Source organism: Chitinophaga polysaccharea (assembly GCF_007829335.1).
GTDB lineage: Bacteria > Bacteroidota > Bacteroidia > Chitinophagales > Chitinophagaceae > Chitinophaga > Chitinophaga polysaccharea_B.
This window is the reverse complement of sequence record NZ_VIWO01000001.1, coordinates 1,817,184-1,830,614: the sequence shown is the minus strand read 5'-3', so window position 1 is coordinate 1,830,614 and position 13,431 is coordinate 1,817,184. Positions and strand designations below refer to the sequence as shown.

Here is a 13,431-nt window from a genome sequence, read left to right as displayed (position 1 = left end):
CGCTTTGATTTTATATTAACCCATTCTCCGGTAAAACCATAATAGCTGCCCGATGGCCAGTAAGCCGATTACCACCAGGATACTCAAACCAGCACCATAGGCACTCCATCCTTTCAACGTAGCCATTTCCATGGCCAATCCTACCAACGACAAACCCAAACCACCACCCAGCGCATTAGCTGTACCATTAATGCCCGATGCCAGCCCTTGCTGCCGCTCGGGTACACTTTGCACTGCCAGGATAGTAACACAGGGGAAAGTGATAGCCATTCCGAATGAATTGATACAAGCTACTGCTCCTAAGATGAGTAATAAAGGATAGGCGGTGAAATAACTGGCAACAAAAAACAAGATCCCTCCCAGCATACACGTATAGCCTAAAATGCCTGTTTTGGCCACTCCCAGCCGGATAAACAATCGCGGTAATACAAATTTTGAAATGATACCGGATAAAATGCTGAAAGGAAAAAGCAGCAATCCAGCCTGCGACGGGCTGAAGTGAAGATCGTGCTGCAGGTATAGTGTCAGCATAAATATATAGCTCAGGAACATGCTGCCCAGTAGCGCAGCGCCGGCATTACCGGTAATGACTCCCCGCAACCTGAATAAACGGAAATCGACCAACGGAGATACATGAGCAAGTTCCCGGCGTACAAAAAATATAGCGCCGCCAATAAAGAGCAACATCCACATGCCGTATTTCGTATAGTGCTGGCCGATGTTTACCAGGTCGTGTATCAACCAGGCGGCCAGCATCATCAGCATAGTAATCAGTAAAGCGCTGACAGCGTTGTTCGGCGTTTTTATCACCGGCTTTTCATCGGCAGGAATATATATTACCGCCAGGAGAATGGCCAGGCCAATTACCGGTACGTTGATGAAAAATACCCATTGCCATCCCAGGTAATTGCTGATGAGTCCTCCTATAGCCAGGCCGGTAGCAAATCCAATTCCCGCCATCGCGCCAAAAATTCCCAGCGCCCGGTTTCTGGCAGTGGCCTCTGTAAAAGTGTTGGTAATAATCGCCATGGCTGCTGGAATGGCCAATGCCACGCCAGCCCCCTGCAAGGCCCGGCATACCAACAGCCAGGCAAAACCGGGGGAAAATCCCGCCGCCAGCGACGCCAATACAAAAACGAATGCGCCGATAATAAAAATGCGCTTCCTGCCACGGGTATCGGCCAGGCGCCCACCCAGCAGCACCAATCCCGCATAGAACAATACATATACTGTTTGCACCCACTGGATAGCATCCGGCCCGAAATGGAAGAACGCTTCCATCTGGGGAATAGCCATGTTTAATACAGATACATCCAATGCTTCGAAAAAAATAGCCATACAGGCCACCGTTAGAATAATACGTTGCTTCATTAGGTGCAAACCTAGTAAATCATCTCATATATAATTTTTTTTCAAAAAATTTAGAACAAATGCCTATTATTAGTCAGTAAAATAGAACTTTGTCTTAAATAGAAAATAAGATGGTCAACAAAAAAGAAAATACTACCGACGCCCCACTTTCCCTCGACGAGAAAGATATGGGCATCCTGAAGCTGTTACAGAAAGATGCCAAGATGACCATCCGCGATATTGCGGCGCAGCTCAACCTGAGCACCACACCAGTATATGAACGCATCCGCAAAATGGAGCAGGCCGGGGTCATTAAGCAATACGCTGCTATTGTAGATCCCCGGAAAATAAATAAAAGCCTGACGGTGTTATGTTATATCACACTCAAAGAGCATAATAAAAAATGTGGGAAGAAGTTTATCCAGGAAATCCTGAATTTCACAGAAGTCACGGAATGTCTCAATATCTCCGGTGAATTTGACTTCATGATAAAAGTACAGGTAAAGGACATGGATGAATACCGTGAATTTTATGTAAATAAATTGGGAGAGCTAGACAACCTGAGTCATACGCAAAGTATATTTGTGATTTCAGTGATCAAAGCTACCCACCAGGTAGTTTTTTAGCTGTATGTGCTAACCTTCCAGCTACTATGTTCAAAAAAACTGCGCCGCCATGCACTAACTCTGACGCACCAGGTAACTAAGGCTCCACCGGGTTCATCAGGTCGAAGCCAACATGAAAATCGAGATAGCCCGCTGCCGATTCGCCGGGGTCAAATACTACTACCATAGAGCAAACTGGCTTCCTGCTGCGGGAATTAGCCGTTTCAAAAGCAATACCCTGTTGGGTATCTTCATATACGGCAATACGCCTTGCCTTGTTGGCTGTTTCGTATAGCCGTACCAGTTTAATACCCGGATAAGCTTTTTTGATAGCCGATAACGTACTGCCGGCGCCGATCCCTTTTTCAGTTTTAAATTTAGGTGAATTAACCCGGATCTGTTTTACATACTGCGTATCCTGTGTACGCATGGCAGTAAATACCGCCAGCATATGCGTTGAATCAATGCTGTTATCTTTCTTCCGGCTATACCAGATACGCCAGGCTTTCATCATGGCAGCATCGCCTCCATCCGGTTTACCTAGTACCGCCAGACGCTGTGCAGGTGCTTCCAGCTTTATTTGCCCGATACGCTGACCAGGTACAATCAGCCAGGCGCTTTGCTGTGCATGGCTTTCCAGCGTAAACAACAGGGTAGATAAGAACAATATAAGATAACGCATAACAGGAGTATTTAAATGTGATAGACAAAAACACTGCCATCCTTACATGGAAATTTTGCTAGTTAAAGAGATGCCAAAAAAATGAAGTAGTGATTTTCTTAACATTTACACGGCTATTTTTACCATTGTAAGGCCTTACTGTAGCAACTTTTAATTAAACCACTCAACTATCACCTGAGAACTTAAACACGATGAAAAAAAATCTATTGTTACTGCTTCCATTCATAGCAGCAGCGCTGATAACCCGCGCGCAAACCTCTCATTTAGGCGTTAAAGGGGGAATTGGCTTCTCATCTCCTAACTCCAAACTAAACCCGGTATACCATACTTTTTATGCCGGAGGTTTTGTCAATTTCAAACTAAACAACCATTGGACATTACAGCCAGAACTACTATGCTATTATACTGAATATCGCCAGGGGGTTACCTACGTTATTCCCGGAAGAGAACCTGAACATTGGAGCGTCATACTCAGAGACTTCTATCTCAGCTTGCCCGTAATGGCACAATATCATATTACGCCAAAACTATATGCAGAAGCAGGTCCTGAAGCAAGCCTGGCACTATATGCGCCATCAGACAACAACCGCCGGTTTAATTTCGCTGCATCTGCCGGTATTGGTTATAAACTTTCATCCAGTCTGGGTGTTTCCGCCAGGTATATGCACGGCGTTAAAAAAATGAATAATACCGAATATATATCAAATCTAAGAATTGGTATCGACTACACCTTTGGGAAAAGTAAGCCGGCCGCATCCATTTAACCTGTTAACTGTTACCCGGCGGTATAGCCAAAAATGGCTGTACCGCCGCTATAAAATTCCGGGAATCCTTACATTTGAAACATGTTACTCAAATTCCCGAAAGACCAGGACGGACAACAAATACTCAAAGCAGGCAACACCCATTTTGCTATGCTGAAACAACGCAGCATGGCCGATAAACGCACCATCTTCCTGAAAGAAAATGTGATCATTTTTGTACTCTCCGGGTATAAACTGCTACACTTTGATCAGCAAACCGTAAAAGCAGAAGCCGGCTCCCTGCTGCTGATGAAACGGGGCTTTTACGTGATGTCCGACTTTGTGGAGGAAGGATTGCAATTCAAAAGCCTGTTACTATACTTTTCTGACGAACTGCTACGCCGGTTCCTTCACAAATTCAACTATATCACCTCTCAGAAAGCAGCTACAACAGATCATTTGGTAATACCGATTAATCCGTTGATGGAAGCATTCCGGGAACAATACACCCACTATTTCCACCAGGAACCAGCTACCTTATCAGCTCTTTTACCGGTAAAATTATATGAGCTGTTCCTGCTATTGTTAGCAACTCCTCAACAATCTACCATACTCGCTTTCCTGCAACAAATCGTGTATGCCCAACCCCAGGACCTGGCCTTTATGGTACGGCAACATTTGTTTCAACCCCTCACACTGGAAGAAATGGCCAGGCTTTCCGGCCGCAGCCTCGCTTCCTTTAAACGGGATTTTCAGCAACAATTTCATACATCTCCCCGCAAATGGATCAATGAACAACGGCTTTCCTACGCCCACACCTTGTTGCAAACCACTCCATTGCAAGTGGCGGAAATAGCCCTGTCATGCGGATTTGAAAGCACCTCTCACTTTATCCGGATCTTCAAACAAACCTACGGTGCCACCCCTAATCATACCAGAGCCAAAAAAGCAATGATCTGAGCTTTTTGCGTTACCCTTGGGTATGACTTCCACCGTAGCTTTGCAGTTATAAAAAGATAACATGCAAACGACACAGGAAAAAAACAAAGCCGTAGTAAGACGCTTCAATGAAGAATTTATTATTAAAGGGAACCTCGATGCCTTCGAAGAAATAGTGGCGCCCGGATTCATTAATCACACCGGCGTATCAGGCTATAACGATCGCATAGGTACCCGCAATTTTATTACCCAGCTCCTGCATCCTGCGCTTCCCGATATCCAGCTGGAAATTTTTGATATGATTGCAGAAGATGATAAAGTCGTTACCCACAAAGCATTTACCGGTACCCTGCAGGCAGCGTTCATGGGACAAGCTCCTACTGGTCGTAAGGCTACCCTGCGTATCATTGATATTATCCAGTTGAAAAACGAACAATATATTGCCCACTGGTCGATACGGGAATTGATCACCACCTGATTGTTTGCCAAATTATGCTTACATTAAACGTATGAACCGTAAGCATTTTTTATCCTCCCTTATTACCTCCGGTGTGGCCTTATCGTCGTTGAAAACGCTTGCCGGAATTGATTTGCCAGCCAGTTCAGATGTTGAAAAGCCACTCGCGCCTCCTTATCTGAAACCTGGCGACATTATCAGCATTACCTGTCCGGCAGGCTATATCCAAAGAGAAGAGATACAACCCGCCATCCGTATTATGGAAAGCTGGGGATTTAATATTCGTATAGGCAAAGCCGTAGGAGCACGTGATTTCAGTTTTGGTGGCACTGATGCAGAGCGGCTGGCAGACCTTCAGGCTATGCTGGACGACGACAACATCAAGGCCATTATGTGCGGCCGTGGCGGATATGGCACCGCACGTATTATCGACCAGCTCAACTTTTCCCGTTTTCGGCGCAAGCCCAAATGGATTATCGGCTTCAGTGATGCTACGGTATTACATTGTCATATTAACCGGCACTTCGGGATTGCCTCCCTGCATTCCAAAATGTGCAACAGCTTCCCCGATGAATTCAGCAAGGCAGAACCTATTGTGCAGGATACCATCATGTCTATCTACCAGGCATTAACCGGTAAAAAAATGCAGTACAGCGCGCCTCCCGATGCCCAAAACAGGAAAGGGAAAGCCAGGGGCGTAATTATTGGTGGCAACCTGTCGATCATCCAGAGCATGTGTGGCACCAATTCTGAAATAGATACCAACGGAAAAATATTGTTTCTCGAAGAAGTAGGAGAATACCTGTATAGCCTGGATCGCATGCTGGGCACCCTGCAACGGTCGCATAAACTGGATAACCTCGCAGGCCTTGTCATTGGTGGATTTAACCGGATTAAACCAGATGATCCGGGTGAAGAATTCGGAAGAACTGTTTATGATATGGTTTTCGAAAAGGTAAAAAATACCAGCTTCCCGGTTTGTTTCAATTTTCCCGTAGGGCACCAGAAGAATAACTATGCACTCAAATGCGGCATGATGCATACGCTCAACGTTACCGACAACGGAACCACCTTGGCAGAATAATTATTTTACGAGAAAAGTAATGATAAACAGCACCGCCAGTACGTACATTACCGGGCTGATACTTTTATATTGCCCGGTTAATACCTTCAGCAGTACATAAGACAACATGCCAAATACAATCCCTTCTGCAATACTATAGCTATAAGGCATCATTACAATGGCGAGGAAAGCAGGAATAGCTTCCGTTACATCGTTAAAATCTATTTTGGTGACGGCGCCCATCATCAGCATACCTACTATGATCAAAGCCGGCGCAGTAGCGGCTTGTGGAATCATGGCAAACACCGGGGCAAAAAACAGGGATAACAAAAACATGATGGCTACGGTAAACGAGGTTAATCCCGTTTTGCCACCGGCAGCAATACCGCTGGCACTTTCTACGTAAGCTGTTACTACACTGGTACCCAGTAACCCGGCTGCTGTAGTGCCGATGGCGTCGGCCATCAGTGCCTGCTTGGCGCGGGGCAAACGCCCCTGTTCATCCAGCAAGCCGGCCTTATTGCAAAGTCCTATTAGGGTACCTACGGTGTCAAACAAATTTACCATCAACAAGGTAAACAGGATCATCACCATATCCAGCGAAAATATTTTATCAAATTGCAGCTTAAATGCTATGGGGCTCAGGGATGGCGGTAAGCTCACCAGGTGCCCGTTTTCGGGGAGATGGGTAATTCCCAGGGGTATACCTATTACAGTCGCCGCCAGGATGCCTATCAACAGGGCGGCATTCACTCCCTTATACATCAGTACAGCGCTGATGATCAGCCCTATCAACGCAATGAGCGGTCCTACGCTGGTGATATTCCCCATTTTCAGGATCACACCGCCCAGCTTACCATCTCCTACATGATGCATGCCCGTTTCAATAATACCGGCATTGGCCATGCCTATCAACGCAATCAATAACCCGATACCCACTGATATAGCATGTTTCAGGTTGCCCGGGATGCTGTTGATAATAGCCTCCCGTATCCGGAACATGGATAATACAATAAAAATAAGTCCTTCCAGGAAAACAGCTGTCAGCGCAAACTGCCAGCTATAGCCCATAGCCGATACAATCGTATAGGCAAAGAAAGCATTGAGACCCATACCGGGCGCCACGCCAATAGGCAGCCTGGCATACAAGGCCATCACGAGGGTGCCAATCGCAGCCGCCAGGGCAGTAGCTGTGATCAACGCCTGGAAATCCATTCCTGTCTGGGAAAGGATACTGGGATTTACCGCCAGTATATACGCCATCGTGGAAAAGGTAGTTAACCCTGCCAGTACTTCTTTCTTAACCGTTGTATTACTTTCGGAAAGCCGGAAAAATTTTGCGAGCATGCTGCAAAAATAGCGTTTCGCCATTTACCATTTTATCCTAATTTCATTGTCATGCAACAACATACGGGAGGCTGGAAAGTGATCCATCAATGGCTGGAGGGAAATGAATTTAAACCCTTTAAATTTCAGGAAGATGCCTGGAAGGCTTACCTGCAGGGTAAGTCGGGCATCGTAAACGCGCCCACCGGCTTTGGTAAAACCTTTTCCCTGTTCCTCGGTGTACTGATTGCCTGGATAGATGCCCATCCGAAAGAGTATACCCGCAAAACTAAAAATGGCTTACAGCTGCTGTGGATAACTCCACTGCGGGCACTGGCCAAAGATATTGCCCGGGCGATGGAAGCCGTACTCAAGGAACTAAATATTCCCTGGCAGGTAGGTATCCGCAGCGGAGATACCTCCCTGGCCGCCCGCGCTGCACAGAAAAAACAGATGCCGGAAATACTCCTCATCACCCCTGAAAGCCTGCACCTGTTGCTCGCTCAAAAGGAATATCCCAACTTGTTTAAACACCTGCATACCGTAGTGGTGGATGAATGGCACGAGCTCATTGGCAGCAAACGCGGCGTGATGGTGGAACTGGGGCTCAGTCGCCTGAAAGGCTTGCGGAAAGAACAGCTGAAAGTATGGGGTATATCGGCCACTATCGGCAACCTCGACGAAGCGCTGGAAGTATTGCTGGGCCCCTATCACAACGATGGATTGATTATCCGCGCCAAACTGAAAAAAAATATTGCGCTGAAAAGCGTGATCCCCCATGAAATAGAAAACTATCCCTGGGCGGGGCACCTGGGTATCAAGATGCTGCCACAGGCGCTGCCAGTGATCCATGATAGTCAAACTACCCTCATATTTACCAACACCCGCTCTCAATCGGAAATCTGGTATCAGGCGCTGCTAAAAGAAGATCCCATGCTGGCAGGCGCGCTGGCATTGCATCATGGTTCTATCGATATGGAGCTGCGTATCTGGGTGGAAGAAGCACTGCACAATGGTATCCTGAAAGCGGTGGTATGTACCGCCAGCCTGGACTTAGGCGTGGATTTCCGCCCCGTAGACAGCGTTATCCAGGTGGGGAGTCCCAAAGGAGTAGCCCGCTTCCTTCAAAGAGCCGGCCGTAGCGGACACCAGCCGGGCGCCGTGAGTAAAATCTTCTTCCTGCCCACCCATGCCCTGGAGCTCGTAGAGGCCGCAGCGCTGAAAGCAGCCATGGAAGAAGAGCTGATAGAAAGCCGCATGCCGGTGCTCCTCGCCTACGATGTATTGTTGCAATACCTGATGACACTCGCCGTTTCCGATGGCTTTCACGCAGCGGAAATATGGGAGGAAGTAAGACAGACTTTCTGCTATCAGCATATTACGGAAGATGAATGGCTGTGGCTACTCTCCTTCCTCACTACCGGCGGCGAAGCCCTGGGTAGTTATGATGAGTTCCGCAAAGTAGAGCGTGAAGGCGACTTCTTTATCTGCCGCAGTCGCATGATGGCCATGCGCCATCGTTTACATATCGGCACAATTGTCAGCGATGCGATGCTCAAGGTGAAGTTTATGACAGGCGGCTATATCGGCGTCATTGAAGAAAGCTTCATCTCCCGCCTGCAACCCGGCGACTCATTTACGCTCGCCGGCCGCAACCTGGAATTCACGCTCATCAAAGATATGACTGTGCTGGTACGTAAATCAAATTCCAAAAGATCCATCGTACCCAGCTACCAGGGCGGGCGCATTCCCCTGTCATCCAACCTGGGACGCATGCTCCGCCAGAAATTCAATGAAGCCCTGTCGGGGAAATCCCGCGATCCGGAACTGATAGCGCTGCAGCCATTGTTCCAGTTGCAGGAATCATTATCACATATTCCGAAAGACAATGAACTGCTGATCGAAAAAATAAACACCAAAGATGGTTACCATCTCTTCGTATATCCTTTTGAAGGGCGACTGGTACATGAAGTAATGGCGGCATTGCTGGCTTATCGCCTCAGTCTCATTCAACCTATTACCTTTTCCATTGCGATGAATGACTATGGGTTTGAATTGTTGTCGGATCAACCGATTCCCCTTACCCAGGAAAATGCCAAACAATTATTTACCACCGATAACCTGCTGATAGAGCTGCAAACCAGCGTTAATGCTACAGAAATGGCACGGCGCAAGTTCAGGGATATCGCCGTGATAGCCGGGCTTATCTTCCAGGGATATCCCGGGAAACATAAAGCTAACCGGCACCTGCAATCATCGGCCTCTTTGCTGTTCAATGTGTTTAAAGATTATGATCCGCAAAACCTCCTGCTGAAGCAGGCCTTCAATGAAGCTTTTTTTTACCAGATGGAAGAAGCCCGCCTGCGGGAAACACTCGAGCGCATTGCCGTGAGTAAAATTGTGATCACTACCCCACAGCGACTCACGCCCTTCTGCTTTCCTATTAAGGTAGACAGCCTGCGGGATACGATGACTAGCGAAAAGCTGGAAGACCGTATCAAAAAATTGATCACCACAAACGATTAAGAAATCAATAATTTGCAGTTCATAAAAACGGATTCAGTGGTCGGGGAAATTTTTCATTTTCAACAACAGCATTGGCATTTACTGCCCCAACGGGCTATTTTTTGGGAAGAAGAGAAAACACTGATTGTGTCAGATATGCATCTGGGCAAGGCAGCGCATTTTCGGAAAGCTGGTATTGCGGTACCTGCCGGGATAGAACAGGAAGATCTTTTCCGCCTGCAACAGCTGATTACCCGTTACCTGCCACAACGCATCATCATCGTGGGGGATATGTTTCATAGTACCGAAAACAACGACGTACAATATTTCCGCGTATGGCGGCAACAGTTTGCCAACATCTTCATCAACCTGGTAAAAGGAAATCATGATATTATGCCGGATGAAGTTTATGAACAGCTGCAGATCCAGGTAAATACTACGCTGACCATTTCAGGCATTCATTTCATTCATGAGCCTTGCGAGGATCACAACGGTTTTCAATATACTTTTTCCGGGCATTTCCATCCCGCTTTTGTGATGCAGGGCGCCGGCAAACAACGCCTGCGTTTACCCTGCTTCTATTTTGGCCCGCACTGTGGCATTTTACCCGCTTTTGGACACTTTACCGGCTCTGCGACACTTGACCCTGCCGCCGATGATCCGGTGTTCGTAATCGCCGGAAAATCGATTATCCGGGCACAATGAACCATTCTTATGAAAATCGCCTGTCACGATAGCTATATACATCCCTTACCAGCCGACCATCGCTTTCCGATGCTCAAATACGAGCTCATACCTGCACAACTGCTCCGGGAGGGCATTATTACTCATGAACAACTATTTGAGCCGCAGCCGGCTACCGAAGAGGTGATCCTGCTCACCCACACAGCCGACTACTGGCAGCAGCTGGAAGGCCAGACCCTGACGCCCAAAGAGCAACGGAAAATAGGTTTTCCACAATCCCCGGCCCTTACTTACCGGGAAATCGTTATCGCCCAGGGTACAATCGATATCGCGCTCCATGCCCTGGAGCATGGCATTGGTTTCAATGTAGCCGGTGGCACCCATCACGCGTTTGCCGACCATGGAGAAGGGTTCTGTTTATTGAACGATTTTGCCATAGCTGCCAACTACCTGTTGCACCGGCAGCACATCAAACAAGCGCTGATACTGGACCTCGACGTACACCAGGGCAACGGCACTGCAGCCATCTTTACGGATACCCCGCAAGTATATACGTTTAGCATGCATGGGGCCCATAACTATCCTTTTCATAAAGAAACGTCCGACTGGGACATCCCGTTGGCCGATGGCACGGACACGGCTACTTACCTGCAACTGCTGGAATCGGCATTACCCCGGCTCATTAACCGGGTAAAACCCGATATTGTTTTTTACCTATCGGGCGTAGATATATTGGATACTGATAAGTTTGGGAAACTGAAAGTAACGCCGCAGGGTTGCCGCGAGCGGGACGAGATGGTATTCCATGCGCTGAAAAAGCACAACATTCCCTGCGCCGTAGCTATGGGCGGCGGTTATTCCACGCATATCAAAGACATTGTGAATGCACACTGCAATACCTTTAAGGCAGGTATCAGCACTTACGGGTATTAATCGCCGGAGATAATTTTGCCGTCTTTCATCACCAGCTGCCGGTCGCTCAATGGCGCCAGTTCTTCGTTATGGGTAACGATAATGAAGGTTTGCTGCAGCTTATCCCGGAGCTCCAGGAACAGGTTATGCAGTTCGCGGGCATTGCGGGAGTCGAGATTACCAGTAGGTTCATCGGCCATCACCACATCGGGGTTATTAATCAAAGCCCGGGCCACTGCTACTCTTTGCTGTTCGCCTCCTGAAAGGGCGTTGGGCTTGTGATCGAGCCGGTCTTTCAGTCCCAGGGTTTCCAGGAGAAACTCCGCTCTTTTCCTGACATCCTGTTTACGGGTACCGGCAATATAAGCAGGGATACATACATTCTCCAGGGCGGTAAACTCGGGCAGCAGGTGATGGAACTGGAAAATAAAGCCAATATGACGGTTCCTGAAATCAGCCAGGGCGTTTCCCTTCAAACCGGTCAGATTGACATTATTCAGCCACACCTCCCCACCAGTGGGTGTATCGAGGGTTCCCAATATATGCAAAAGGGTACTTTTACCTGCTCCGGAAGACCCTACTATGGTAACGATCTCTCCTTTACTGACAGTAATATCTACCCCCTTTAATATGGGCAAATTGGAATAATTTTTGGTAACATTGCGAGCGGTTAGCATAACCCAAAGAAAAGTAATTAACCGATAAAATAGTAAAAGTTGTTTATTTCAAATTAAATAATACTTTTGCGAAAAATTAAAAAGTAAAAATTTTAATACGATGTACTGGACCTTAGAATTAGCTTCATACCTGGAGGACGCTCCATGGCCAGCTACTAAAGACGAACTTATCGACTACGCCATTCGTTCCGGTGCACCGATCGAAGTAATCGAGAACCTCCAGGAGCTGGAGGATGAGGGAGAAATTTACGAGGGGATTGAAGACATCTGGTCTGATTATCCGTCGCAAGACGACTTCTTCTTTAATGAAGATGAATATTAACCAGCGTTGCTGATTGCGACTCCCGTTCACACTATGACACATAATTTTTAAGCCGCTCCCGGACAGGGTGCGGCTTTTTTATGAGCAGAAAGCAAAAAAGCTATTGTGGAGAATAACCAAAGCGATTTTAAGTAGTCGCTAAGATCATTCTCCACAATAGCTTTTTTGCTTTATGCTTTCAGCCTTACGCTTATTTTTCCATTTGATCGATCACCGGCTTGGAAACACCTGTGAAAGAGAAACCACCGTCGTGGAACAGGTTCTGCATGGTCACCATCCGGGTAAGGTCGGAGAACATGGCTACTGCGTAATTAGCGCATTCATCGGCGGTAGCATTACCCAGCGGGCTCATATTTTCCGCATAGGCGACAAAGCCGTCAAAGCCTTTCACACCCGCGCCTGCGGTTGTTTTTACAGGAGACTGTGAAATAGTGTTGACACGTACTTTTTTATGTGTACCATAGTGGTAGCCAAAGCTGCGGGCAATAGATTCCAGCAATGCTTTAGCATCCGCCATTTCGCCATAGTCAGGGAATACCCGCTGTGCAGCGATATAAGACAATGCAATTACAGAAGCCCATTCGTTCAATGCATCCAGTTTGTAAGCTGTTTGCAGTACGCGGTGCAATGACATCGCAGAGATATCAAATGTTTTGTGATTAAAGTCGTAATCCAGGTCGGTATAGCTTCTGCCTTTACGGATATTCATACCCATGGCTACAGAGTGGAGGATAAAGTCCACTTTACCACCAAAGTGCTCCATAGATTTGTTGAACAGGTTGGTCAGATCATCCATGTTGGTAACATCAGCCGGAATAACAGGTGCTTTGCAGGTTTCGGCCAGTTTGTTGATCTCTCCCATACGCAGGGCAATAGGGGCATTGGTAAGCACAATTTCAGCGCCTTCTTCCACGCAACGCAGGGCAGTTCTCCATGCAATAGACTTTTCATCCAGTGCGCCGAAGATGATACCTTTTTTCCCTTTTAATAAGTTATGAGCCATTTGGTCAAAAATTAATTTCGGCAAAAATAGTCGTTATAGTTGAAAAAAAAAGCTGTTAACTCCCGGTGAAACGGTTTTAGCCGGGGACTTACCTGCTAAAGCCGCATTACCAGTGGTTAACAGCTAAATATGCATGCAAAGCCAGCGACGGCTTTTTTGCTGT

14 protein-coding genes are annotated in these 13,431 nt (G+C 47.1%); 9 read left to right on the top strand and 5 right to left on the bottom strand.

All coding sequences use genetic code 11. The annotated features are described in order from the left end of the window. Nucleotides 1–15: 15 nt before the first annotated feature. Entirely contained in the window at nt 16–1,371 is a 1,356-nt protein-coding gene (locus tag FHW36_RS07645) for an MFS transporter (protein WP_145664914.1), read from the bottom strand. A 110-nt stretch (nt 1,372–1,481) separates the two neighbouring features. Here FHW36_RS07645 and FHW36_RS07640 point away from each other — a divergent pair, with 110 nt between their 5' ends. Then, nucleotides 1,482–1,976: an Lrp/AsnC family transcriptional regulator gene (locus FHW36_RS07640; protein WP_145664911.1), complete on the top strand. Its 495-nt coding sequence runs from the start codon at nt 1,482–1,484 to the stop codon at nt 1,974–1,976. Nucleotides 1,977–2,052: 76 nt separating this feature from the next. Here FHW36_RS07640 and FHW36_RS07635 read toward each other — a convergent pair whose 3' ends face one another. After that, nucleotides 2,053–2,637 (bottom strand): hypothetical protein, encoded by a 585-nt coding sequence (locus FHW36_RS07635; RefSeq protein ID WP_145664908.1) that lies wholly within the window; start codon nt 2,635–2,637, stop codon nt 2,053–2,055. Nucleotides 2,638–2,828: 191 nt separating this feature from the next. Between FHW36_RS07635 and FHW36_RS07630 the strand changes: the two genes are divergently transcribed. The 4 genes from FHW36_RS07630 to FHW36_RS07615 all read left to right on the top strand — a co-directional run bounded on the left by FHW36_RS07630 (nt 2,829) and on the right by FHW36_RS07615 (nt 5,860). Next, nucleotides 2,829–3,401, top strand: a complete 573-nt coding sequence (locus FHW36_RS07630; RefSeq protein ID WP_145664906.1) for a porin family protein — start codon at nt 2,829–2,831, stop codon at nt 3,399–3,401. Nucleotides 3,402–3,482: 81 nt separating this feature from the next. Continuing rightward, the gene (locus FHW36_RS07625; RefSeq protein WP_145664904.1) at nt 3,483–4,340 is read left to right on the top strand and encodes an AraC family transcriptional regulator; all 858 of its coding nucleotides are present in this window, start codon (nt 3,483–3,485) and stop codon (nt 4,338–4,340) included. A gap of 61 nt (nt 4,341–4,401) precedes the next feature. After that, nucleotides 4,402–4,797: an ester cyclase gene (locus FHW36_RS07620; protein WP_145664901.1), complete on the top strand. Its 396-nt coding sequence runs from the start codon at nt 4,402–4,404 to the stop codon at nt 4,795–4,797. Nucleotides 4,798–4,828: 31 nt separating this feature from the next. Continuing rightward, on the top strand, nt 4,829–5,860 hold the full coding sequence (locus tag FHW36_RS07615) for a S66 peptidase family protein (protein WP_145664898.1): 1,032 nt from the start codon (nt 4,829–4,831) through the stop codon (nt 5,858–5,860). Here FHW36_RS07615 and FHW36_RS07610 read toward each other — a convergent pair whose 3' ends face one another. Beyond that, complete coding sequence (locus FHW36_RS07610) at nt 5,861–7,186, bottom strand: NCS2 family permease (RefSeq protein ID WP_145664895.1); 1,326 nt, start codon at nt 7,184–7,186, stop codon at nt 5,861–5,863. A 51-nt stretch (nt 7,187–7,237) separates the two neighbouring features. Here FHW36_RS07610 and FHW36_RS07605 point away from each other — a divergent pair, with 51 nt between their 5' ends. The 3 genes from FHW36_RS07605 to FHW36_RS07595 are packed head-to-tail and all read left to right on the top strand — an operon-like array spanning nt 7,238 to nt 11,287. After that, nucleotides 7,238–9,691 carry a ligase-associated DNA damage response DEXH box helicase gene (locus tag FHW36_RS07605; protein ID WP_145664892.1) on the top strand — a complete coding sequence of 818 codons (2,454 nt, stop codon included), beginning with the start codon at nt 7,238–7,240 and terminating at the stop codon, nt 9,689–9,691. A 36-nt stretch (nt 9,692–9,727) separates the two neighbouring features. Then, nucleotides 9,728–10,375 carry a ligase-associated DNA damage response endonuclease PdeM gene (gene pdeM / locus FHW36_RS07600; RefSeq protein ID WP_186452332.1) on the top strand — a complete coding sequence of 216 codons (648 nt, stop codon included), beginning with the start codon at nt 9,728–9,730 and terminating at the stop codon, nt 10,373–10,375. 9 nt (nt 10,376–10,384) lie between these two features. Then, nucleotides 10,385–11,287 (top strand): histone deacetylase family protein, encoded by a 903-nt coding sequence (locus tag FHW36_RS07595; protein ID WP_246121099.1) that lies wholly within the window; start codon nt 10,385–10,387, stop codon nt 11,285–11,287. Here FHW36_RS07595 and FHW36_RS07590 read toward each other — a convergent pair. Next, nucleotides 11,284–11,904 carry an ABC transporter ATP-binding protein gene (locus FHW36_RS07590; RefSeq protein ID WP_246121098.1) on the bottom strand — a complete coding sequence of 207 codons (621 nt, stop codon included), beginning with the start codon at nt 11,902–11,904 and terminating at the stop codon, nt 11,284–11,286. The genes FHW36_RS07595 and FHW36_RS07590 overlap by 4 nt on opposite strands. Before the next feature lie 139 nt (nt 11,905–12,043). Here FHW36_RS07590 and FHW36_RS07585 point away from each other — a divergent pair, with 139 nt between their 5' ends. After that, a complete protein-coding gene (locus FHW36_RS07585; protein WP_012794455.1) occupies nt 12,044–12,265 on the top strand; it encodes a DUF2795 domain-containing protein in 222 nt (73 codons plus the stop codon). Nucleotides 12,266–12,455: 190 nt separating this feature from the next. Here the strand turns inward: FHW36_RS07585 and FHW36_RS07580 are convergent, their stop codons facing one another. Then, on the bottom strand, nt 12,456–13,268 hold the full coding sequence (locus tag FHW36_RS07580; protein WP_145664861.1) for an enoyl-ACP reductase FabI: 813 nt from the start codon (nt 13,266–13,268) through the stop codon (nt 12,456–12,458). Nucleotides 13,269–13,431: the final 163 nt, after the last annotated feature.